Consider the following 20,636-nt stretch of genomic DNA (forward strand, 5'->3'; position numbering starts at 1 on the left):
CCCCACATGAAGTTAAACTGTCATCTCCCCAGCAATGGACAGGAGATCCGGCGTGACCCCACCCCGCAGTTTCCCCAGTGACCTCTGCCTCGACAGCCCGCGTCTGCAATTGCGCCCCATGCGCCATGCCGATGCCGCGCAATGGCTGGCGATCATGGCCGACCCCGAGGTCATGCGCTATTGGCATCATGCCCCCTGGCAAGACCTGGCCGAAGCCGAAAGCGCCCTGGCCGCCGACCGCGAAGCCTATGCCAATGGCGACCAGCTCAAGCTTGGCATGTATCGCCGTGACAACGGCGAACTGATCGGCATGGTCCAGTTGTTCAACATCGACGATGTATCCCGCCGTGGTGAAATCGGCTACTGCCTGGCCAGCGCGGTGCAGGGCAGGGGCTACATGGACGAAGCACTGACCTGCTTCATCGACTACCTCGCCCACACCTTGCACATGCGCCGTCTGGAAGGCGAGATCGACCCGCGTAACCAAGGGTCGGCGCGTACCCTGGAGCGCCAGGGTTTTGTGCTGGAAGGTACCTTGCGTGCGCGTTGGTGCGTTGCCGGCGAGTTGTCCGATTCGGGTATTTATGGCCTTCTGCTTGAGCCCCCGGTTGCCTAGGAAATAAATCTTTTGCCAGTTTTCTACCTGAGCGTCAGCCTGCTGCTTTACCTGCTCGCATTGTTCTTCGATGGCGCGCTGATGAGCGGCGACCGCCACATGCCGGCCCTGCAAATGCTGTTGTACGGTCCCTGGGGCGTGCCCTTCGGCTTGTACCAATGGTTTGCCAACCCGCTACTGGCCTTGGCGATCCTTGCCCATCGACGCTTTCGCCGGCTGGCATTGCTGCTCGGGCTGGTGGCTGCGTACCTGGCGGCCAGCAGTTTCGGCATTGACCGCTTGCCGGACAACCAGAGCTATGAGTTTCATGACCTGACCGGTTTTGGTGTCGGTTTCTACCTGTGGCTGGCGGCGATGGTGGTGTTTTGCGTGGGGCAGGCCTGGCATTGCTGGAGGGCACGCAGTGCCGACGACATGCCGGGCTGGAGCTGGCTGGATGTGCTGTTGATCGCGGCGCTTGGCATGGCGCTGTATGCGGCGACGCAGATGCCGTCGCTGCGCTTCGAGCCGGGCAAGGTGCTGATGCCGCCGGAACAGCCGCAGACGCTTTGAAATCCACAAGGAGGGGTTGCATGAGCAAGCATTACCTGACGGGCCTGGCATTGGCCTGTGTGCTGCCGTTGGCCATGGCGGAGGACTACACGCCGGGATACGGGCAGTGCATGGACAAGGCATCCACTACCGTGGCCATGAGCGAGTGCATTCAGGCCGAGACGCAGTTGCAGGACCAGCGCCTGAACCGGGTGTACAAACAATTGATGGGCAAGCTGGATGCCGGGCAGCAGAAGAGCCTGCGGGATGTGCAGCGCAAGTGGCTTGCCTATCGCGATGGCAATTGTCAGTTCCATGTACAAGCCAGTGGCGGGACCATGGCGCAGCTGGAAGGTGGGGCCTGTGTGATGGACATGACCCGCGACCGGGCGGCGGAGCTGGAGCGGGTGCTTAGTCCGGGGCAGTAGGGCTGTCTATACGGGCCTCTTCGCGGGTAAACCCGCTCCCACAGGTATTTCGCAAGCTTTGAGATCACGCTGTACCTGTGGGAGCGGGTTTACCCGCGAACACCGGCAACGCCGGTGCCATCCACCGCACGTTTCTACTTGCGCGGCTCGCGTAGCGCCCGGGCCTTGAGGTACTCGCGCACTTCCACGGCATCCCCGGCAAACTCGATACGTTCAGCCTTGGCCGCGCGCTGGTAGGCATACATCGGGTCGTAATACTCGCTCAGCAAGCCTTCGATGAAGACCCGGTGCAACTCCACCGAACCGCTGCGCTGCTGTTCTTCCAGCGCCTGGCGCAAGATTTCCGATAGCCGCTGATAGCGCTCGCCGCCGAGGCGCTTGTGGATCCTGCCCATGCTCTGCAGCAGCCCCTCGGCAAACAGTCGGCGGCCCTCTTCTTCACCATGCAGGCTGACGAACTCGGCGCTCAGGTTGATCACGTAATCGCGCAGGATACGCTCCACGCGGTTGGCCAAACTGTCTTCCAGCCACACCAGCGGGTATTGCTGCATGCCTTGGTACAGCTCCAGCGGTACGGTGCAGCTGCCCACGATACGGCCTTCGTCTTCCAGTACGAACCGCTCGATACCCCGGGCGCGTTTCTTCAATACGTCTATGGCCAGCCGGTTCTCGAAGTCGATCTGCGCCGGCTGCGCTGTGGCGCGCTTGCCAAAGCTGGAACCCCGATGGTTGGCGTAGCCCTCCAGGTCCAGCTCATTGTCCAGCTGGTGCAGCACATCGGTCTTGCCGGTGCCGGTCAGGCCGCCCACCAGCACGAAATCACATTGCGAGACCGCCTGTTGGGTCGTCTCCAGCAGAAAGTGGCGCATGGCCTTGTAGCCGCCTTCGACGAGCGGGTAGTCAATGCCCGCCTCATCGCGCAGCAACGCCTGCACAAGGTGCGAGCGCAGACCGCCACGGAAGCAGTACAGGTAGCCTTCAGGATGCGCCTTGGCGAACGCGACCCAAGCCTCCAGCCGAGCCTGCTTGGTCGCACCGCTGACCAACTGATGGCCCAAGGTGATGGCTGCAGCCTGGCCTTTCTGCTTATAACAGGTGCCGACCTTTTGCCGCTCCTGGTCGTTCATCAGCGGCAGGTTGACGGCACCGGGAAAGGCGCCCTTGGCAAATTCGACAGGCGCGCGCATGTCCATCATCGGCACGTCGTCGAGGAACAGCTGGCGGAAATCGGTGCAGTCGGGGCGCATCAGATCACCTCGACCGCGTGGCTCTGTCGCTCGACCAGCTTGCCGATCGGCGCCAGTTGCAGGCCCAGTTCGGCGGCCACCGCCAGGAACTCGGCTTCACCTTCCGGGGTAACGGCCACCAGCAGGCCGCCGCTGGTCTGCGGGTCGCACAGCAGGTGCTTCTGGTCGTCGCTCAGGGCACCGATCTTGTGCCCGTAGCTGTCGAAGTTGCGCAGGGTGCCGCCGGGGATGCAGCCTTCGGCCAGGTAGTGGTCGACGCTGGGCAGGCGCGGTACGGCGGCGTAGTCCAGGTGCGCGGTAAGGCCGCTGCCTTCGGCCAGTTCCACCAGGTGGCCGAGCAGGCCGAAACCGGTGACGTCGGTCATGGCCTTGACCCCGTCCAGCTTGCCGAAGCGGCTGCCGGGGGTGTTGAGGGTGCACATCCAGTCGCGGGCCAGGCCCTGGTCCTGCGCGCGCAGCTTGGCCTTTTTTTCGGCGGTGGTCAGGATGCCGATGCCCAGCGGCTTGGTCAGGTACAGGCGGCAGCCTGCGCTGGCGGTGTCGTTGCGTTTGAGGTGGCGTTTGCTGACCACGCCGGTGACGGCCAGGCCGAAGATCGGCTCGGGGGCGTCGATGGAGTGGCCGCCGGCCAGCGGGATGCCGGCTTCGGCGCACACCGCACGGCCACCGCGGATCACTTCGCGGGCCACTTCCGGCGGCAGCACGTTGACCGGCCAGCCGAGGATGGCAATAGCCATCAGCGGGTCGCCGCCCATGGCGTAGATGTCGCTGATGGCGTTGGTGGCGGCGATGCGGCCGAAGTCGTACGGGTCATCGACGATCGGCATGAAGAAGTCGGTGGTCGAGACCACGCCGCGCTCGTCGTCCAGCGCGTACACGGCAGCGTCGTCGCGCGAGGCATTGCCCACCCACAGTTTCGGGTCCAGGGCCTGGGCGCCACTTTCGGCGAGGATCACATCCAGCACCTTGGGGGAGATCTTGCAGCCACAGCCGGCACCATGGCTGTACTGGGTCAGGCGAATCGGCTCGCTCATGCGTACCTCGGCAGGTCAATTTATTGCGCGATTGTAGCAAAGCTGGCCTTTGAGCCAGCGCCTCTTATAATTCCTGAATTCCCGTTGTCGGCGCATAGGCCGGCCCTTCCCCGCTATTGAACCGGAGAACTCCCATGCTCAAACGCCCTCTGGCGCTCGCCGCCGGCCTCGTGCTGTCCTGCTGTGCCGTTGTCGCCCAGGCTGCTGACACCCTGCGGGTCAGCGCCATCCCTGACGAAGCACCGACCGAACTGCAGCGCAAGTTCAAGCCGCTGGGCGAGTACCTGGCCAAGCAGTTGGGCATGGAGGTGAAGTTCGTACCGGTTGCCGACTACCCGGCAGTGGTCGAGTCGCTGGCCTCCGATCGCCTCGACCTGGCCTGGCTAGGCGGCTTCACCTTCGTCCAGGTGCACCTGAAGGACCCGACCGCAACGCCGCTGGTGCAGCGTGAGCAGGATGCGCAGTTCACCTCCAAGTTCATCACCGCCAACCCCGATGTGAAGAGCCTGGCCGACCTCAAGGGCAAGTCGTTCGCCTTCGGTTCCATCTCGTCCACCTCGGGCAGCCTGATGCCGCGTTACTTCATGCTCAAGCAGGACAACATCAAGCCTGAAGACTACTTCGGCCGTGTTGCCTACTCCGGCGCCCACGACGCCACCGTGGCCTGGGTGCAGGCCGGCAAGGTCGATGGCGGCGTGCTCAACGCCAGCGTCTGGCAGAAGCTGGTGGATGCCGGCAAGGTCGATACCACCAAGGTGAAGGTGTTCGCTACCACCCCGACCTACTTCGACTACAACTGGACCGTGCGCGGCAACATGGACCCGGCGCTGAAAGCGAAGATCAAGAAAGCCTTCCTCGACCTCGACCCGGCCAACCCGGAGCACAAGGCGATCCTCGACCTGCAGGCCGCCAGCCGCTTCATCGAGACCAAGCCTGAGAACTACGTGGGCACCGAGCAGGCTGCACGCGAGGCCGGCCTGCTCAAGTGACATCTCCAGTGGCTTCCAACGTGGCTATTCATCTGCACGGGGCCGGGCTGCGCCATGGCCAGGTGCGTGCGCTTGACGCAGTGAGCCTGCGCATCGGTGAAGGCGAGCGCGTCGCCATCATCGGGCCTTCGGGGGCGGGCAAGTCCAGCTTGCTGCACCTGATGGCGACCGCCATCCAGCCCAGCAGCGGGCGCCTGGAGCTGCTCGGCGAGCAGCCCTGGGCATTGTCTGCCAGGGCCCGCCAGCGCCTGCGTGCGCGGGTCGGTCTGGTGCACCAGGCGCCGCCTTTGCCGCCGCGCCAGCGGGTGGTGACGGCGGTGCTGGCCGGCCGCCTTGGGCAGTGGGGCATGCTGCGAGGCTTGCTCAACCTGCTGTACCCCAGCGATGTGCCGGGGGCGCGCCAGGTACTGGCCGAACTGGGCCTGGCCGACAAACTGTTCGTGCAGTGCGGGCAATTGTCCGGTGGCCAGTTGCAGCGGGTGGGAATTGCCCGGGCGCTCTACCAGCGGCCGCAGGTGCTGTTGACCGACGAGCCGGTGTCGGCCATGGACCCGGTGCTGGCCGACCATAGCCTGGCCTTGCTCAACCGCCACGCCCAGGCCAATGGCGTGACCCTGGTGGCGAGCCTGCATGCCGTGGACCTGGCGCTTGCGCACTTCCCGCGGGTAATTGGTATTCGCGAAGGGCAAGTGGTGTTCGACTGCCCGGCGCAAGCGGTGACCGAACAGTTGCTGGATGCGCTGTACGCCAACGAACAACTGGCTTCACCGCCAAGCCAGGGGCCGACCCTGACCGTGCAGATTCCGCGATGCTGAAGCTTGATGCCCGCGACCCGGCGCTGCTGCCGCGGTTGCTGCTGACCCTGCTGGCTGTGGCAGTGCTGTGGCCTGGCGTCCGGTTGAGCGAACTGAACCCCGGGGTACTGCTGCAGGCGCAGAACCGCCAGCAGATCGCCAGTTTCACCAGTGCCTTCTGGCCGCCAGCACACGATGCCGACTTCCTTTCGCTGCTGTATGACGCCACCTTGCAGACCCTGGCCGTGGCCACGGCCGGCATGGCGTTGGCGTTGCTGCTGGCGGTTCCTGCCGGCCTGCTGGCCAGCCGTGCCCTGTCGTTGCGCGCCGCCTCCCGTGGTGGTCGCGCAGGGTTGTGGTCGCGCCTGCTGCGCCTGCCGGTGCGCTGGTTGCTGATTTTCCTGCGCAGTGTGCCGGAAATCGTCTGGGCGTTGCTGTTCGTGCGGGCCGTGGGGCTGGGGCCGACGGCGGGCGTGCTGGCCATTGCCATCACCTACAGCGGCATGCTCGGCAAGGTCTATGCCGAGATCTTCGAGTCGGTCGACCAGCGCCCGGCCCATGCCTTGCTGCAGGCGGGTAGTGGCCGCCTGGCTGCGTTTTTCTACGGCATCCTGCCCAGTGCGGTGTCCGAGGTGGTGTCCTACACCGTGTACCGCTGGGAGTGCGCAGTACGCGCCTCGGTGGTGATGGGCTTTGTCGGTGCTGGCGGGCTGGGGCAGCAGATCGACCTGTCGATGCGCATGTTCGCGGGTGCGGAAGTGGCGAGCATGCTGCTGACGTTCCTGGTCCTGGTGATGCTGGCCGACCTGCTCAGTCGCTTCCTGCGCTGGAGGCTGGCATGAACCGGGTGATCAACTTGCTGGTGCTAGGCGCCATCGTTGCTGCTGTGATGGCCTCGTTCGCCTACCTGGAGCTGGACTTGCAGGCGCTGGTCGGCAACGGCGGGCCGGGGCAGATGGGGGAATATGCCGGGCGTTTCCTGCACCCGGACCTGTCTGCCGGGCACCTGCGCGCGGTTGCGCACGGGGCGCTGGAAACCTTGGCCATGTCAGGCCTGGGCACCCTGTTGGCCATGGTGTTGGGCATGCTGTTGGCGCTGCCGGCTGCTGGCCGGTTCGGTTGGCCGTTGCAGGCCTGCGCGCGGCTGCTGCTGAATGCCCTGCGGGCCATCCCGGAACTGGTGTGGGCCGCGCTGACGGTGCTGGCAGCCGGGCTTGGGCCGAATGCCGGTACCCTGGCCTTGGCGCTGCATACCGCTGGCGTGCTGGGGCGGTTGTTTGCCGAAGCGCTGGAGAACGCACCGCCGGAGCCGGCGGCGGCCATCCGCTTGCAGGGCGGCAGCCAGGTAGCGGCATTCTGCTTTGGCACCTTGCCCAATCTGTGGCCGCAGCTGTTGGCTTACAGCCTGTATCGCTGGGAGAACAACATCCGCATGGCCAGCGTGCTGGGGTTTGTCGGGGCTGGCGGGTTGGGGCAGATGCTGTACACCACCTTGAGCCTGTTCCAGGAGGCCCAGGCCAGCACGGTGATCATGGGGATGCTGGTGCTGGTGTTGTTGGTGGATGCATTGAGTGATGTGTTGCGCCAGCGCTATGTGCGGGCCTGATCGATAGCCGGGGCCGCAACGCGGCCCCAAAATCGATCAGGCACCACCAACTTCGGCACACTGCGCCTCCCGCTGCATCGACTCCAGGTTCCGCTCGATCGTCTCGCAAATGCTGTCCATCTGGATCTGGTGCTCACTGAACCTGAACGGACTCTGCAAATCCGTCCCGATCCGCTCGATGGCCAGCAGCATGAAGCCCACCACCGTCGAAGCCAGCGGTGTGAACCAGCCCAGCGACTCCACCAGCCCCACCGGCACGATCAGGCAGAACAGGGTGATGAACAGCCGCGGAAAGTACACATAAGGGTAGGGCAGCGGCGTATTGGCGATCCGCTCCATGCCACCCTGGGCATTGGACAGGTCTACCAGCGTCGATTCCAGCCTTGCCAGGCGAATGCTGTCCAGCCGCCCGGCCTGGTACTCCCGCGCCAGCAACGCCGCCGAACCACTCAGAATGTCGTTGGCGAAGTTGTTCGAGCGGTTGCGCCGCTCGAATTCCGCCGGCGGAATGAACGCCATCAGTTCATCCGGGCAGCGCTCACCCTTCAAGTGCGCCGCCAGGCAGTTCACATAGGCGATATGCCGGCGCAACAGGGTAGCCTTGACCGGGTTGAGGCCATCATCCGGGTCATCGATCAGGGTCAGTGCCTGCCGCGCGAAGCTGCGCGAACTGTTGACCAGCGCCCCCCACAAGGTGCGCGCTTCCCACCAGCGGTTGTAGGCGCTGCTGTTGCGAAAGCTCACCAGCACCACCAGCGCCGAGCCCAGCAAGGTCAACGGGATCAGCGGCAGGGTGAACTTGCTGTTGAAGAACAGCATGAAATCGATGGTGACCAGCACATCCCAGATCAGCAGCCAGAACAGCGACCAGCCGATGTAGCCGATGGTTTTCACGGCCAGGCGGTACTTGCGGACAATGATGCCTTTCACGCGGGCTACCTCGAAAATTGGCAGATGCAGGATCCGACGTCGAGGCAGGGCGAAGGTTCGGTGTGTGATTGTTGCAAGGGATTTTGAATCTTCTCGCCCAGCCCCATGCAGTGCCTCGCTGACTCAGCCGGGTTGGATCAACACCTGTTTCATCTGCACCAATGCCACCCGCGAGCCATCCCAGGCTCGCCGTTCCTCGATGCCGAACGGCACGAAGCCCAGCTGAGGATAAAGCAGCAGGCCCGCTGTGTTGTGGTTGAAGCACGACACCCATACCTCCCGGGCTGCGAACTGTTGGCGGGCCAGTTCGATCATGGCAGTGACCAGGTAGCGCGCTACGCCCTGGCCGCGTGCGGCCTGGGCCACGACCACGTTGCCCAGGGCGCACACGCCGCCGTGTTCGGCCTTGTAGAAGTTGGCGAATGCCAGCACCGTGCCGTTGCCTTCCACCACCGTGGAGCCGCTGCGCTGGGCGATGGCATCGTTCAGCTGGGCGGGGGAGAGCGGGTAGCTGGCTTTGGGGAACATGTAGAACAGTTCGGCCGGGCTTTGCGGGAAGCTGCAGATTCCAGGGATATCGTCGGGCCGTACGGGGCGGTGGGTCAGGTGCATGGCAAGTCCTTGTGTGCTGCTGGTCGGGCCACTTCGCGGGCAAGCCCGCTCCCACAAGGGGCGGGGCAGTATCGGTGTGGGCGGGCGTGCCCGCGAAGTCATATTCTGCCCCGCCACGGGTCAATGCTCACTATTTATGAAACCACTTCCCCCTTGGTCGGGGTCGCGTTTCGCATCAGCTCTTTGCGCAATTTACCGGGGGACATGCCGAACAGGTTCTGGAAATGCCGAATGAAATGGGGAGCATCGGCAAAACCGCATTCGAAAGCGATTTCTCCGATATGTCGATCCGAGCTGATGAGCAGCCAGCGGCCAAACCTGAGTCGAACCTGGCGATAGAACTGGGCCGGGGTGCTACTGGTTTCGGCGACAAACAGCCGCTCCAGTTGCCGTTTACTGGTACCGACAAGGTTCGCGATCGCATCGATATCCAAAGGCTCGGTCATGTGCTTTTCCATCAGCATCACGGCTTCATGCAGGCGCCTGTTCGAAGAGCTGGCGTAGCCAAGTGCCTTGCGCCGATCGACGAAACTGCCAGAGCTGCTTTTCGCGACGGTCATCTGGTGCACCACCTTGCCGGCGCGATCCGGGCCGCAATGCATCCCGATAAGATGGATGGCCAACTCAATCACCGAGATGCCACCTGCGCAGGTGATCCGATCCTTGTCGATCAGGAAGTCACTGTTGCTGACAAAGCGCAATCGCGGGAACAGGCGTTTCCAGTCATCGCAATGGTAGGCATGCACGCAGGCAGTACGCCCCTCCATCAGGCCATGTCGCGCGAGCACGAAGCTGCCTGTGCATAGGCCGATCAATGGAACGTCAGCGGCGGCTGCCTGATGCAGGAATGCCGGATAAGTCTTCGGCGCTGCCTCCAGGTAATCCAGTAGCCCACCAATCACCACGATGTAATCAAATTGATGAGGGTCGGTGAGTTCACTGTCGATGGGTACATCAAGCCCGCAACTGGAAATGACTCTTTGCCCGGGGGTACCGAGGACTTTCCATTGGCATCGTATCGGGCGGCTCTGATCGCCCGTATCGGCAGCATGTCGCAACGCATCGGTCAGCCCCGAGAGTGACAGCAAGGGGAAGCGCGGCCATAGCACGATACCTATGGACAACTCGGTGGCGCCGCGTCGGCTTGGCGGATGTCGTGCCTGACCCTGGTCAAGCGCTTCCACGAGGCTTGCGCTGGAGGCGTTGGGCAGTGCATCTCCGAAATGTCGCAAATATTCAATCATTCCTGCAAACCATCCAACAAGTTATGCCGCTGATCACCATACGATGAGCGCCTGCCCAACACCATGCTGTTCATAGAAAAACAATCAGGGAGCACGTGATGAAGAAGCCCAACGTTCAACGGTTTGCCGGTATCTATGCGGGTTTGCTGGTATCCATGCTGGCTTCGCTACCGGCATTCGCACTGGAAACGGTAGAGCCGGGAAGCCTGACCGTCGCGTTCACCGGGGACATGCCGGGGACCGGTTATCAGGACAGCCGGATGGTCGGCTACGATGGTGAAATCCTTCAACAAATCGCTGAGAAGCTGGGTTTGAAGGTCAAGCCGGCCTTGATGGACTGGGCCAGCACCATTGCCTCGGTACAAGCCAATCGCGTGGATGTCATGGCCGGCACCATGGGCTGGACCGAGCAGCGCGCGAAGATCATGACCGTGAGCGACCCGATTCACTATTTCAAGAACGGCATCACCCAGACCGACAAGACCAACTGGAGCAGCCTCAAGGATTTGCAGGGCAAGAAGGTCGGCACTATCACGGGTTTCTCGTTCATTCCCGAGATGCGCAAGATCGAAGGCTTGCAAGTCGCGCTGTACGACACCTCCGATGCCGCAGTGCGCGATCTGCTCGCCGGGCGTATCGATGCAGTGATTGGCGATCCGCCGGTCATGCAATACGCCATTTTCCGCAATCAGCAATGGCACCTGCGTTTCAACGCCTTCACTGACAACGACCCTGATTTTCCGCTGCTGACGGGCCTGGGGCAGGTGGTGTACGGCTTCAATAAAGAGGCAAGCCCGCAGCTTGTGGCTGCCGTGAACGAGCAGATCCAGACCCTCTGGAAAAGCTGCGAAATGCGCAAGATCGGTGCCCGCTACGGCTTGTCCCAGGATGTCTGGTATGTGCCGGAAGGCAAGAACCTGAGGCTGAGTGTCGACCGCCCGGCGGACTGGCAACTGCCTGGCTGCAAGTAAGCGCTTGAGCGGATGAATCGGCCTTTGCCGGTTCCATCGCCGTACCTATAACAATAAAGAGGTTAACCAAGATGTCGACCCCGTCCGAACCTGCGCTGCTGCGCGTGCATGACCTGCATAAAAGCTATGGTGAGCTGGAGGTGCTCAAGGGCATCAACCTGGAGTTGAAAGCCGGCGAAACCCTGTCGTTGATCGGCCCCAGCGGGTCGGGAAAGTCGACTTGCCTGCGTTGCATCAATTACCTGGAAAAACCCACCCGAGGCGATATCTGGCTGGGTGACGAGTTGATCGGGCAGGTCAAGGATGGCAAACGCATACGCCTGATGAGTGATCGGGAAATGGCCCCACAGCGACGCGAGATCGCCATGGTGTTCCAGCTTTTCTACCTCTGGCCACATCTGAATGTGCGCGACAACGTCGCGCTGGGGCCGATAAAGGCACAAGGCATGCCGCGCAAGCAGGCCTACGAGCTGGCTGATGCCATGCTGGAAAAGGTCCACCTGCGACACAAGGCCGAGGTCTATCCCGAGCAGTTGTCCGGCGGACAACAACAGCGGGTGGCTATCGCCCGCGCGTTGGCCCAGCAACCAAAAGTCATCCTGTTCGACGAGCCAACCTCGGCACTGGACCCCGAACTGGTGGGGGAAGTACTGGCCGTGATTCGTGAGCTGGCGCAAGAGGGCCGCACCATGATCATGGTCACCCATGAAGTGCGCTTCGCTCGGGATGTGGCGGATCGGGTGATCTTCATGGACGGCGGACACATTGTCGAGCAAGGGCCTTCGGCGCAGGTAATCGACAGCCCACGTCATGAGCGTACCCGCAGTTTTCTCGGGCGCATGGCCATGGAGGGCGCTTGATGGCGAACTTCGAGGTCTTTCTCGGGCTATTGCCCCTGTTGTTGAAAGGCGCGCTCACCGCCCTGGAAATCGCGCTGTGTACCTTGCTGCTGGCGAGTGCCGGTGGCGTGGTACTGGCCGTGTTGCTGACGTTCAGCCGCTCACGGCTGCTGCATGGCGTGGTCGGCTGTTTCATTGAGTGGATGCGCAATGTTCCCGCGCTGGCGCATCTGTTCCTGATCTATTTTGGTCTCTCCTACCTTGGTATCAACTTGCCCGCGTGGCTGGCCGCCATCGTTGGCTTGAGTCTGGTAGGCAGTGCGGTGTTGGCCGACATTTTCCGCAGTGGCTTGCAGTCGCTGCATGTCGGTCAGCATGAAGCCGGGTTGGCTGTCGGCCTGAGCCGGATGCAGATTCTGCGCTGCATTCTCTTGCCCCAGGCCCTGCGCCTGACGTTGCCAGCGTTCGCCAACTACGTCACGCAACTGATCAAGGACACCTCCATCGCCTCAGCCATTGCCGTGCCGGAGATCATGTTCCTGGCGCGCAATCTGGTGACGTCCACCTTTCAGACGTCGCTGATCTACCTGGCAGTGATGTGCATCTACGCCGTGATGATTCTGCCGATCGGTGTGGGATTCATCAGGCTCGAACGTCATCTGGGGAGTGCGCGATGATCAGTTTCTTTCAGCAATACCCGGAGTACTGGAGCGACTGGAGCGTCCGCCTGATGCTTGGTGCCCGGGTCACCGCCGAATTGTCCCTGTTAGGGTTCGCCCTGGCGGTCGTGCTGGGCGCGCTGCTGGTCTGGGCGATGCGAAGCCCGAGCGCGATTCTGAGGCGGTTGGCAGCGTTCTTTATCCAGAGCATGCGTGCAGTACCGCTTCTGGCGTTGCTGCTGGCCCTGTATTTCGCGCTGCCCAGCCTGGGGTTGACCTTGTCCGGCTATTGGGCCGGGGCCATCGGCCTGGGTTTGCAGGGGGCCGCGTACGTTGCGGAAATTCTGCGTGGCGGCCTGGATTCGTTGCATCGCGGCCAGCGCGAAGCGGCAATCGCGATCGGATTGACGCCGTTCAAAGCGTTTACCACCGTCATCCTGCCGCAAGTGTTTCGCGTCATTTTGCCGCCACTGCTCAACGCCTACGTGTCGATCCTCAAGGACAGCTCGTTGTGTGCCCTGATCGCCACCGACGAGTTGATGCTGGCAGCGCGGGCCATCGCTTCGGAAACCTTCCTGCCAATGCATGTCTTCCTGCTGGTAGGGCTGTTCTATTTCGTTATCGCCTTCCCTCTTTCAATGCTGTCGCGTGTGCTGGAAAAGCATGTTTCACGCGGACGCAAAACCGTGCGAGGTTGAACATATGAACACCATGGATCAGGTAGCTTCCTACAGCATTGCCCAGTTGCAACAGGCGCTGCAGGCCGGCTCGCTGACCAGCGAAGCGCTGGTACGTGCGCAACTGGCGCGCATCGAGCGTTTTGACGAGCAGCTGAATGCTTATGTCGAGGCCTATCCCTCGCGAGCCTTGAGTGCAGCCATTGCTGCGGATCGCCAACGTGCGGCCGGCATACACCTGGGGCCGCTGCATGGCATTCCTCTGGCGATCAAGGACTTGTTCGAGATCGAAGGGCAGGCCATCACGGGTGGTTCGTTGGCGCAGGAACCGCGTGTTTCGAGGCTGACCGCCACTGCAGTGCAACGCCTGGAGCGTGCCGGCGCGATCATTCTTGGCAAGGCCCAAACGGTCGAATTCGCTTTTGGTGGCTGGGGCACCAACGCGGTGATGGGCACGCCGTGGAACCCGTGGGACCGTGATGTCCATCGCGCTCCAGGTGGTTCAAGCAGCGGTTCGGCAGTGGCCGTGGCCAGCGGGTTGGCGAGCGCTGCGTTGGGGACCGATACCGGCGGTTCGGTGCGGATTCCGGCGGGTATGTGCGGCTTGGTCGGGTTGAAAACCACGCGTGGGCTCGTCAGCCGCCATGGCTTGATCGAGCTGTGCCCTTCGCTGGATTCGGTAGGGCCTATCACGCACACGGTTGAAGATGCAGCGTGGATGCTGGATGCCCTGCTGGGCCCAGACCCGCTGGATCCGGTTTCGGCCCAGGCACCGGTATTCAGCGCCGCTGCCGGTCTCGATCGGCCAGTAGCCGGTTTGCGCATCTGGGTGTTGCCGGAGGCCGAGCGAGCGCATGTCGCGCCCGGAGTACTGAAGGCTTACGACCTGGGGCTCAAGCAGTTGGCCGCGTTGGGTATGCAATTGATCGAACAACCGCTACCCACGTCGTTGGAGCAGTGCATGCGCATCGCTGGTGGCCTGATGAGCGCTGAGGGTTATGCCAGCCTGGGTCGCTTGTTCGAGCGTGACGACCTGCGTTTCGACCCCCATGTCCAACGGCGCATACTTGGTGGTCGCGCCATCGACGCGGCGTCGTATATCCAGTTGCACAATCAGCGCCGTGCCGCTCGGCAAGCCATGCACGAGGCCATGACCAACATAGACGCCTGTGTTTTCCCGACCAACGCTATTGGCAGTGTGCCGTTGGAGGAGGTCGACGAATATGGCACGCCACTGGCCTTGCTGGGGCGGTTCGCCAACTTGATGAACCTGTGTTCGGTGGCGCTGCCCATCGGGTTCGATGAAAAGGGTATGCCTGTCTCGATGCAGGTTGTCGGGCGAGCCTTCGCCGAGCCACTGATCCTGCGCATCGGCCATGCCTATCAACAGGTCAGCGACTGGCACACGCTACGGCCTGAGGGCTGGGAACTGGCAGACAAAGCGGTTGCATGAACAAACCTGTGATGCAGGCCAAGTCATACCTGGCGTCTGTTAACCAATACCCTGAAGGCAATACCGTGGGGTATGACCGGACAGTGACACTGAGTCGTGATTCAGAACTTGCGAATATTCCAGTGAGGTTCTCGGTTGGCTACCGTCGCGCGTTTACCAATAAGGGCGTTGTCCTGGTTAATGGGCAGCGTGCGCCAGTGGTAGGGAAAGTTGCCATGAATACCGTCATGGTGGACGTGACAGATATCCCGGCTGTGCGGGCTGGCGATCAGGTTGTGCTCTTGGGTAAACAAGAGGAGAGCAAGATCACCCAGGGTGAAATTGAAGCGCTCAGCGGAACCTTGCTGGTTGACCTTGCTACTGTTTGGGGGAGGAGCAATCCTCAAACCCTGGTGACGGATAAAACCTCTGATTAACCCGTAAGAGGGCGAGTCGCTACTGCGGTAATAACGCTCCACAGTAGCGACGTTTGGCAGTGATGCTTGCGGGTCACTGCCGCTCCTTGATCCCTGCGGGGATGGACGCCGGGCCCAAGCTACTGCACCGGATCACTCACCGGCTTGGCAAAGATGGCCTTGAGTTCGCTGGTCATCGGGAACTCCAGGTTCAAGCCTTTAGGCGGAATCGGCTGTTGGAACCAGCGTTGGTAGATCCCGTTGATTTCCCCTGAACTGTAAAGTTCGCCCAGCGACGCGTTCACCAGCGCGAGGAACTGCGGGTCATCCTTGCGCACCATGCAGCTGTAGATTTCCCGCGACTGCTCTTCCCCGACCACCACCCAGTTGTGCGGGTCGCGGGCCTTGGCGCGTTCGCCGTAGAGCAGTGCATCATCCATGTAGAACGCCGCCGCCCGGCCGGACTGCAACATCTGGAAAGCTTCGCCATGGTCCTTGGCGCTGATCACGGACATGTCCATCTTGTTATCGACGTTGTAGCTCTTCAGGAAGCGTTCGTTGGTGGTGCCGGCGGTGGTCACCACATTCTTGCCGCGCAGGTCGGCGAAGTGCTTGATCCCGCTGTCCTTGGCCGTCAGCAACTGGCCTTTGACATAGATGAACCCATAGGAAAACGCCACCTGCTTCTGTCGCTCTGCGGTGACGCCGGTCGAGCCGCACTCCAGGTCGACGGTACCGTTCTGTACCAGCGGAATGCGGGTTTGCGATGTCACCAGGTTGAACTTCACCTTGAGCTGGGGTAAGGCCAGCTTCTGCTGCACCCGCTCGACGATCTTGTTCGCCAGGTCTACCGAATAGCCCATGGGTTGGCCCGAGTGATCGCCCACGTAGGAGAACGGCACTGAAGCATCGCGATAGCCCAGGGTGATGCTGTTGGCCTTGGCAATCTTGCTCAAGGTAGGCCCCAGCGCTGCTTCGTCAGCATGGGCCTGAGTGCCCAGCAACAGGGCGAGGGTGCAGCCGATCAACGTGATTTTTTGCATTGTTGTTCTCCGTTGCAGGTGAGGGGGTTAGCGACGTGCCGCGATGACGGTTATTTCCACCAGCACTTGCGGGCGCGCGAGTTCGGCCTGCAAGGTGGTGCGACTGGGTGCCTGGCCGGGCGACAGCCAGGCAGACCAGACGTCATTCATCGCCGCGAAATCTTTGCCGATGTCCTTCAGGTAAATGGTCGCGCTGAGCAGATGATCCTTGTCGCTGCCCGCCTCGGCCAACAATGCGTCGATCTTTTCCAGTACTTGGCGAGTCTGGCCGCCGACTTCGGTGGCGTCGTTCGGCACCTGGCCGGAGAGAAACACCAGGTCGCCAAAGGTCACGGCGCCGGACAAGCGTGGATTGGGCTGGATACGGTGGATGGTCATCGGGTGGTCCTTTCAAGGAGTGAGCGTTCAGGCCGCACGGGGCGTAAAACCGTGCAGGTCGATGGAGGGGCGGCGCTGGCCGATCAGTTCACTGAGTAATCGTGCACTGGCGCAGGCCAGGGTAAAGCCCAGCGCACCATGGCCAAGGTTCAGCCACAGGTTGCGATACGCCGTTGCGCCCAGCAGCGGCACGCCGCTAGGGGTGGCCGGACGCATGCCGGCCCATTCGATGGCGTAGTCATAATTACCGGCATTGGCGAAGGTCTCGCGGGCCTGGCGCTTGAGCAAGGCCAGGCGCTTGGGGTCCAGCGACGGGTCGAAACCGACAATGTCGACCATCGCCGCCACCCGCAACTGTTCGCCGATCCGGGCGTAGACGATCTTGCGGTCGTAGTCGGTGATGCTCAGGTCCGGCGCCCGGTGCTGGGCACCGATCGGAACTGTCAGGCTATAACCCTTGAGCGGGTACAGCGGCAGGTCGACACCCGGCAGTGCCAGCAAGGCACTGCGATGGCCGGCCGCGACGACCAGATGCTCCACTGGCAGCACCTCGTCGCCCAGTTCGATCGCACTCACCACGCCATGTGCATGGCGAATTCCGGACACCGCCTGGCCCAGGCGGAATTTGCAGCGTCCCGACGCCTTCAAGCGCGCCGCCAGTTGCTGGCAAAAGCCGTGGCAATCGCCGACTTCTTCATCCGGGGTATAGATGGCGCCGACAAAGGGCGCATCCGCCAGTGCCGGGTCCAGGCGGGTGCAGTCGGCGTGCGACAGCACCTGTTGTTGCTGGGGCGCGGCAAGGTTCTTGCGCGCATGTTCGAAGCTGCCGGCCTGGCGAAAGGTGACCAGCTTGCCGTTGCGCCGCCAATGGAAACCGCTCAGGCCATCTTCTTCACGCCAGGCTTGCAAGGTCGACTGGCTCAACAGCGCGAGGCGCAACAGGTGGCCTGCGTTGGCGCGGTTGACCGAGGAGCGGCAAGCCCCGAGGAATGAGGCCATCCAACGCCACTGTGCAGGATCGAAGCGCGGGCGCAATCTGAGCGGCGAGTCGCCACGCAGCATCCAGCCAATGGCCTGCAAGGGCACCCCGGCGTCGGCCAGCGGCGCCACGTAGCGATAGGACAGCTGGCCGCCGTTGGCGAAGCTGGTTTCACTGCCCAGCGAATCGCGCGCCTCGATCAGCGTCACGTCAAAGCCGTCGCGTACCAGTGCGTAAGCGGTTGACAGGCCAATGACGCCACCGCCGATGATGCATACATGCTGAGCCATGTCAGTCCTTGGTCGTTGTTGAAAACGAGCTTGAGGTTAGGGCCAGGTGACAGCTGGCGAAAAATGAATAAAGATCGCTGAGCCATAAACAAAGGTTATGGACTTGCCATGCGCCTTCGCCATATCGAGATTTTCCAGGCTATCCGCCAGACCGGTTCGGTCAGTGGTGCCGCACAGTTGCTGCACGTTTCCCAACCTGCCGTGACCAAGGTTCTGCAGCACGCCGAACAGCAACTGGGCTTTCCGTTGTTCCTGCGGGTGCGTGGCAAACTGCAGCCCACGCCCGAAGCGCTGGAGCTGGAGCGTGAGGTCGACAAAGTCACGGAGAGCCTGCAAGGGGTGCGACGCCTGGCGCAAAGCCTGCGTCGCGCGCCGGGCCACAGCCTGCGGATCGGTGCGACCCCGGCACTGGCCCTGTCGCTGCTGCCGCCGGCCATTCATGAGTGGACCCAGCGTTATCCGGACATCGCTTGCGAGCTGTCCAGCGCCCACAGTCGCGAACTGGTGCAGAACCTGTTGATGCGGGAGATCGATGTCGCCCTGACCCTGCAGCAGCCAGATCACCCTGCGCTCAAGGCTCAGGCGCTGGCCAGCGGGGTTCTGGTGGCATTGGCACCGGCCGGTTATTGGCCGCTGGAGGATGAAGGCAAGCCGCTGCCGTTGACGGCACTGGCCGGCGCGCCCTTGATCGGGCTGTCCAGCGCCGACCCGCTGTCGGTGCGCCTCGACAGCTACCTCAAGGCGGTGGAGCCGCCGCCTCGGGTGAGCATTGCGGTGCAGACCTATTCACTGGCCAGGGCGATGGTCGAATCCGGTGCTGGGCTGGCGGTCATCGACCCCTTCACCGCCCTTGGCGCGGCGCCTGGGGCGACCGCGGTTCGTCCGCTGGCCCCGGCGCTGCCGATTACCTTGTATGCGGTGACCCGCGTTGCCGAACCGTCAGCGCATACACTGAGCGAGCTGCTGACGATTTTCAGCAGCCGTGCTCAGGGGCAGCTGGATCGTTGGTGCTGATGACCGGACGGGCAAAAAAAACCGACCATAAGGTCGGTTTTTTCCGGATCTTGGTGACCGAGGGGGACTCGAAATCAGCTATTCAGCTCTTTAGAAATGGTGCTTTCCTTGGGTGGCTTGTTTTGTCTACTCACAATCCTACTCACATTCAAGCATGGCATTCCGCACCTCAGGCATTAGCATCGGTGTCGGGCTGTTTAGGAGATTTCTCAAGATGAACACCAACCGTGGCTTGCCCGGAAACGATACGGGCTAAGCCTTCATGCAAGCTTATTTGAGCCTGAGCAAAGTCAGGGTCCGTAGGGAGCTCCGTGACCCTCATGTTCAACGGTGCATCTCCAGATAACACCTTTAGAGCAAGCTGCCTAACTTGGTGCTGCTCGTTCTCCATATCGGCAAGGCCCTTCGGAATGTACGCCCCGTTGCGGAGCAAGATCCTGTCGTACCTTAAGCCCAAGTCTGTTGCCATTGCACCCAGCAAGGCTACCAAATTCTCGTCCTGCTTCTCCCTCCAACGCTCGAACGTATGCTCGTTGCATGTTGTATTAAGGTGATCGAGGTGGTCTCTCCAGGCTTCGAGGACCGCAGTTTCAGTTGAGCTTCGGCTCCGGGCTCCACCCGCGAAAGCTAGATCAATCATGTTGAGAGCCTCCACATGCATGGGCGAGAGACGAGTCGCTCTGGTAGACATGAGGATTGAGAAAATGCGCATCTTCTGTTCGCGCTGGCCCTGCTTGCGCTCTATGTACTTTTGGGTCTGAACCGCAAGAACCGGGCCTACGAGAGCGGCAAACACGGTTCCCACACCTATCCAAAAAGCCGGTTCCATTTCGGAGTCTCCCTAATATTGGAAAGGGCATTTTGCCATCTCCTGCGCGCCTCGTCGCTTCTTGCAATGCTCATCAGCCGGAGAGGGCAACATGGGAGCTTCGTTTGCGGCTTGGAGCCTGAGGTGCTCTCCTAAGGGGAAGGTTGCAGGTTCAATTCCTGCATGGGTCGCCAGATTTATCAAGGCTTGTAGTCCACTCCCCGTAAGTGCTTTATCTCCTATGGGTAGGGGGGCAACTACTTCCCGTCATCATGGAGGTAGCCGCCAGTAGCGCCGAGTAAATGATCAGACTCATGTAAGCCGTGCATCTTGGCCAGATAACCCATCAGATCAGTGAATTGGTTTTTGGCTTTCATAACCCAAGCTTTGTTCAACGTCGTGAACCAAGGCGGGTCGATCCGGTTCTGCAGTGAGAATGCGCGAGCCTCATCAGCGTCTGGAAATACCGGGCCAAGTACACGCTCAGGCTTTCCGTGGGCCAGCTTGTCTCTCAGTGCAAATAAGCTGGCCGCAAACTGGAGATGGGATCCTCCCCAGTCCGGTTTCTGCCCCGCTACTTCGTGCAAGATGTTCATTTTCTTCCGCCAGGGTAATCGTTCCAGATCGTCCCAGTAGCTAATGCGCTTCGCTCCGATATTATTGAGGTAGGCTTCGACCGCGAAAGCCATGAAAACCACAACAGGTAGCACTCGAATGGCTGAGTCGGGGCCTTTTTCGATCTGCGAAAGCATCACCATCAAAACGTGGACATTCATTCCTTGAGCAGTGATATCGCGATACGGTTGGTAAGTCATAGGTGAACCTCCTGTTCGTTTAATTGGTTACGCGGATTGGCACAGGGGTGATGGGAAAATGGGCGTGTTGGATCGTGGCCCGGATGTCCAAGCCAGCCGCCAGCAGCTCCTTCATCCGCTTGTGCGATTTCTCGTCAACATGCCGGCTCTGGAGCTTGCCCGCTGCCTTCGCCTTCTGCACGCCTTGAGCCTTCCGCTCTCGCCGCTGCTCGTGGTCTCACCGGACGTTAGCAACCATCATCTCCACCAGCATAAAGTTGGTTACAGCCAGCATTCTAGTGGTA

23 protein-coding genes and 2 pseudogenes are annotated in these 20,636 nt (G+C 61.7%); 14 read left to right on the forward strand and 11 right to left on the reverse strand.

The features are described from left to right. The first annotated feature begins 52 nt into the window (after nucleotides 1-52). Genes J5M71_RS24940 through J5M71_RS24950 form a run of 3 tightly spaced genes read left to right on the forward strand, consistent with a single transcriptional unit; the run spans nucleotide 53 to nucleotide 1,575 of the window. Nucleotides 53-616 carry a GNAT family N-acetyltransferase gene (locus J5M71_RS24940; protein ID WP_012270565.1) on the forward strand — a complete coding sequence of 188 codons (564 nt, stop codon included), beginning with the start codon at nucleotides 53-55 and terminating at the stop codon, nucleotides 614-616. 12 nt (nucleotides 617-628) lie between these two features. After that, nucleotides 629-1,168 carry a hypothetical protein gene (locus tag J5M71_RS24945; protein WP_207838035.1) on the forward strand — a complete coding sequence of 180 codons (540 nt, stop codon included), beginning with the start codon at nucleotides 629-631 and terminating at the stop codon, nucleotides 1,166-1,168. A 20-nt stretch (nucleotides 1,169-1,188) separates the two neighbouring features. Continuing rightward, complete coding sequence (locus J5M71_RS24950) at nucleotides 1,189-1,575, forward strand: lysozyme inhibitor LprI family protein (protein ID WP_207838037.1); 387 nt, start codon at nucleotides 1,189-1,191, stop codon at nucleotides 1,573-1,575. A 134-nt stretch (nucleotides 1,576-1,709) separates the two neighbouring features. Here the strand turns inward: J5M71_RS24950 and mnmH are convergent, their stop codons facing one another. Continuing rightward, nucleotides 1,710-2,822, reverse strand: a complete 1,113-nt coding sequence (mnmH, locus tag J5M71_RS24955) for a tRNA 2-selenouridine(34) synthase MnmH (RefSeq protein WP_207838038.1) — start codon at nucleotides 2,820-2,822, stop codon at nucleotides 1,710-1,712. Then, nucleotides 2,822-3,856 carry a selenide, water dikinase SelD gene (gene selD / locus J5M71_RS24960; RefSeq protein ID WP_207838039.1) on the reverse strand — a complete coding sequence of 345 codons (1,035 nt, stop codon included), beginning with the start codon at nucleotides 3,854-3,856 and terminating at the stop codon, nucleotides 2,822-2,824. Before selD ends, mnmH begins: the two co-directional genes overlap by 1 nt. Before the next feature lie 134 nt (nucleotides 3,857-3,990). Here selD and J5M71_RS24965 point away from each other — a divergent pair, with 134 nt between their 5' ends. Genes J5M71_RS24965 through phnE form a run of 4 tightly spaced genes read left to right on the forward strand, consistent with a single transcriptional unit; the run spans nucleotide 3,991 to nucleotide 7,245 of the window. Next, on the forward strand, nucleotides 3,991-4,845 hold the full coding sequence (locus tag J5M71_RS24965) for a putative selenate ABC transporter substrate-binding protein (RefSeq protein WP_207838041.1): 855 nt from the start codon (nucleotides 3,991-3,993) through the stop codon (nucleotides 4,843-4,845). Nucleotides 4,846-4,865: 20 nt separating this feature from the next. Further along, a complete protein-coding gene (locus tag J5M71_RS24970) occupies nucleotides 4,866-5,660 on the forward strand; it encodes an ATP-binding cassette domain-containing protein (protein ID WP_063911746.1) in 795 nt (264 codons plus the stop codon). Beyond that, the gene (locus J5M71_RS24975) at nucleotides 5,654-6,481 is read left to right on the forward strand and encodes an ABC transporter permease (protein WP_207838042.1); all 828 of its coding nucleotides are present in this window, start codon (nucleotides 5,654-5,656) and stop codon (nucleotides 6,479-6,481) included. Before J5M71_RS24970 ends, J5M71_RS24975 begins: the two co-directional genes overlap by 7 nt. Next, on the forward strand, nucleotides 6,478-7,245 hold the full coding sequence (phnE, locus tag J5M71_RS24980) for a phosphonate ABC transporter, permease protein PhnE (RefSeq protein WP_207838043.1): 768 nt from the start codon (nucleotides 6,478-6,480) through the stop codon (nucleotides 7,243-7,245). The genes J5M71_RS24975 and phnE overlap by 4 nt, the downstream gene beginning before the upstream one ends. Before the next feature lie 36 nt (nucleotides 7,246-7,281). Here phnE and J5M71_RS24985 read toward each other — a convergent pair whose 3' ends face one another. From J5M71_RS24985 to J5M71_RS24995, 3 genes are all read right to left on the reverse strand, one after another. Then, a complete protein-coding gene (locus J5M71_RS24985) occupies nucleotides 7,282-8,175 on the reverse strand; it encodes a bestrophin family ion channel (protein ID WP_207838044.1) in 894 nt (297 codons plus the stop codon). 123 nt (nucleotides 8,176-8,298) lie between these two features. Next, complete coding sequence (locus tag J5M71_RS24990) at nucleotides 8,299-8,787, reverse strand: GNAT family N-acetyltransferase (protein ID WP_207838045.1); 489 nt, start codon at nucleotides 8,785-8,787, stop codon at nucleotides 8,299-8,301. A 134-nt stretch (nucleotides 8,788-8,921) separates the two neighbouring features. Next, nucleotides 8,922-10,031 carry a GlxA family transcriptional regulator gene (locus J5M71_RS24995; RefSeq protein WP_207838047.1) on the reverse strand — a complete coding sequence of 370 codons (1,110 nt, stop codon included), beginning with the start codon at nucleotides 10,029-10,031 and terminating at the stop codon, nucleotides 8,922-8,924. Between the two features lie 98 nt (nucleotides 10,032-10,129). On the opposite strand from J5M71_RS24995, the gene J5M71_RS25000 reads away from it, so the two are divergent. The 6 genes and pseudogenes from J5M71_RS25000 to J5M71_RS25025 all read left to right on the forward strand — a co-directional run. After that, nucleotides 10,130-11,002 (forward strand): ABC transporter substrate-binding protein, encoded by an 873-nt coding sequence (locus J5M71_RS25000; protein ID WP_207838049.1) that lies wholly within the window; start codon nucleotides 10,130-10,132, stop codon nucleotides 11,000-11,002. A 71-nt stretch (nucleotides 11,003-11,073) separates the two neighbouring features. Next, nucleotides 11,074-11,862 (forward strand): amino acid ABC transporter ATP-binding protein, encoded by a 789-nt coding sequence (locus J5M71_RS25005; protein WP_063911297.1) that lies wholly within the window; start codon nucleotides 11,074-11,076, stop codon nucleotides 11,860-11,862. Continuing rightward, complete coding sequence (locus J5M71_RS25010; protein ID WP_063911298.1) at nucleotides 11,862-12,518, forward strand: amino acid ABC transporter permease; 657 nt, start codon at nucleotides 11,862-11,864, stop codon at nucleotides 12,516-12,518. Before J5M71_RS25005 ends, J5M71_RS25010 begins: the two co-directional genes overlap by 1 nt. After that, a complete protein-coding gene (locus J5M71_RS25015) occupies nucleotides 12,515-13,198 on the forward strand; it encodes an amino acid ABC transporter permease (protein WP_063911299.1) in 684 nt (227 codons plus the stop codon). The genes J5M71_RS25010 and J5M71_RS25015 overlap by 4 nt, the downstream gene beginning before the upstream one ends. Nucleotides 13,199-13,202: 4 nt before the next feature. Continuing rightward, nucleotides 13,203-14,630, forward strand: coding sequence for an amidase (locus tag J5M71_RS25020; RefSeq protein ID WP_207838051.1), 1,428 nt, complete (start codon nucleotides 13,203-13,205; stop codon nucleotides 14,628-14,630). Nucleotides 14,631-14,641: 11 nt separating this feature from the next. Then, a pseudogene (locus J5M71_RS25025) lies at nucleotides 14,642-15,046 on the forward strand (alanine racemase C-terminal domain-containing protein); the annotation flags it as partial. A 119-nt stretch (nucleotides 15,047-15,165) separates the two neighbouring features. Here J5M71_RS25025 and J5M71_RS25030 read toward each other — a convergent pair. From J5M71_RS25030 to J5M71_RS25040, 3 genes are read right to left on the reverse strand one after another with little or no spacing between them, the layout of a single operon-like run. Further along, on the reverse strand, nucleotides 15,166-16,068 hold the full coding sequence (locus J5M71_RS25030) for a transporter substrate-binding domain-containing protein (RefSeq protein WP_207838054.1): 903 nt from the start codon (nucleotides 16,066-16,068) through the stop codon (nucleotides 15,166-15,168). Between the two features lie 27 nt (nucleotides 16,069-16,095). Beyond that, nucleotides 16,096-16,446: a RidA family protein gene (locus J5M71_RS25035; protein WP_207838056.1), complete on the reverse strand. Its 351-nt coding sequence runs from the start codon at nucleotides 16,444-16,446 to the stop codon at nucleotides 16,096-16,098. Between the two features lie 27 nt (nucleotides 16,447-16,473). Next, on the reverse strand, nucleotides 16,474-17,715 hold the full coding sequence (locus J5M71_RS25040; protein ID WP_207838058.1) for a D-amino acid dehydrogenase: 1,242 nt from the start codon (nucleotides 17,713-17,715) through the stop codon (nucleotides 16,474-16,476). Nucleotides 17,716-17,823: 108 nt separating this feature from the next. Between J5M71_RS25040 and J5M71_RS25045 the strand changes: the two genes are divergently transcribed. Further along, nucleotides 17,824-18,729: a LysR substrate-binding domain-containing protein gene (locus J5M71_RS25045; protein WP_207838059.1), complete on the forward strand. Its 906-nt coding sequence runs from the start codon at nucleotides 17,824-17,826 to the stop codon at nucleotides 18,727-18,729. A 169-nt stretch (nucleotides 18,730-18,898) separates the two neighbouring features. Here J5M71_RS25045 and J5M71_RS25050 read toward each other — a convergent pair whose 3' ends face one another. From J5M71_RS25050 to J5M71_RS29390, 3 genes and pseudogenes are all read right to left on the reverse strand, one after another. Further along, complete coding sequence (locus J5M71_RS25050) at nucleotides 18,899-19,558, reverse strand: DUF6680 family protein (protein WP_207838061.1); 660 nt, start codon at nucleotides 19,556-19,558, stop codon at nucleotides 18,899-18,901. A 236-nt stretch (nucleotides 19,559-19,794) separates the two neighbouring features. After that, nucleotides 19,795-20,352: a hypothetical protein gene (locus J5M71_RS25055; RefSeq protein ID WP_207838063.1), complete on the reverse strand. Its 558-nt coding sequence runs from the start codon at nucleotides 20,350-20,352 to the stop codon at nucleotides 19,795-19,797. Between the two features lie 19 nt (nucleotides 20,353-20,371). After that, nucleotides 20,372-20,636 (reverse strand): annotated as a pseudogene (locus tag J5M71_RS29390) (serine recombinase); the annotation flags it as partial.

Source organism: Pseudomonas sp. 43(2021) (assembly GCF_017490805.1).
In the GTDB taxonomy this organism is placed as follows: Bacteria; Pseudomonadota; Gammaproteobacteria; order Pseudomonadales; family Pseudomonadaceae; genus Aquipseudomonas.

Bases quoted from the DNA above. Each gene is read 5' to 3' on its own strand.
- J5M71_RS24990 (WP_207838045.1), bottom strand. From the start codon at position 8,787: ATGCACCTGACCCACCGCCCCGTACGGCCCGACGATATCCCTGGAATC.
- J5M71_RS25045 (WP_207838059.1), top strand. From the start codon at position 17,824: ATGCGCCTTCGCCATATCGAGATTTTCCAGGCTATCCGCCAGACCGGT.
- J5M71_RS24975 (WP_207838042.1), top strand. From the start codon at position 5,654: ATGCTGAAGCTTGATGCCCGCGACCCGGCGCTGCTGCCGCGGTTGCTG.
- selD (WP_207838039.1), bottom strand. From the start codon at position 3,856: ATGAGCGAGCCGATTCGCCTGACCCAGTACAGCCATGGTGCCGGCTGT.
- J5M71_RS25005 (WP_063911297.1), top strand. From the start codon at position 11,074: ATGTCGACCCCGTCCGAACCTGCGCTGCTGCGCGTGCATGACCTGCAT.
- J5M71_RS24950 (WP_207838037.1), top strand. From the start codon at position 1,189: ATGAGCAAGCATTACCTGACGGGCCTGGCATTGGCCTGTGTGCTGCCG.
- J5M71_RS25040 (WP_207838058.1), bottom strand. From the start codon at position 17,715: ATGGCTCAGCATGTATGCATCATCGGCGGTGGCGTCATTGGCCTGTCA.
- J5M71_RS25020 (WP_207838051.1), top strand. From the start codon at position 13,203: ATGAACACCATGGATCAGGTAGCTTCCTACAGCATTGCCCAGTTGCAA.
- J5M71_RS25015 (WP_063911299.1), top strand. From the start codon at position 12,515: ATGATCAGTTTCTTTCAGCAATACCCGGAGTACTGGAGCGACTGGAGC.
- J5M71_RS25010 (WP_063911298.1), top strand. From the start codon at position 11,862: ATGGCGAACTTCGAGGTCTTTCTCGGGCTATTGCCCCTGTTGTTGAAA.
- J5M71_RS24995 (WP_207838047.1), bottom strand. From the start codon at position 10,031: ATGATTGAATATTTGCGACATTTCGGAGATGCACTGCCCAACGCCTCC.
- mnmH (WP_207838038.1), bottom strand. From the start codon at position 2,822: ATGCGCCCCGACTGCACCGATTTCCGCCAGCTGTTCCTCGACGACGTG.
- J5M71_RS24965 (WP_207838041.1), top strand. From the start codon at position 3,991: ATGCTCAAACGCCCTCTGGCGCTCGCCGCCGGCCTCGTGCTGTCCTGC.
- J5M71_RS25030 (WP_207838054.1), bottom strand. From the start codon at position 16,068: ATGCAAAAAATCACGTTGATCGGCTGCACCCTCGCCCTGTTGCTGGGC.
- phnE (WP_207838043.1), top strand. From the start codon at position 6,478: ATGAACCGGGTGATCAACTTGCTGGTGCTAGGCGCCATCGTTGCTGCT.
- J5M71_RS25050 (WP_207838061.1), bottom strand. From the start codon at position 19,558: ATGGAACCGGCTTTTTGGATAGGTGTGGGAACCGTGTTTGCCGCTCTC.
- J5M71_RS25000 (WP_207838049.1), top strand. From the start codon at position 10,130: ATGAAGAAGCCCAACGTTCAACGGTTTGCCGGTATCTATGCGGGTTTG.
- J5M71_RS25035 (WP_207838056.1), bottom strand. From the start codon at position 16,446: ATGACCATCCACCGTATCCAGCCCAATCCACGCTTGTCCGGCGCCGTG.
- J5M71_RS25055 (WP_207838063.1), bottom strand. From the start codon at position 20,352: ATGACTTACCAACCGTATCGCGATATCACTGCTCAAGGAATGAATGTC.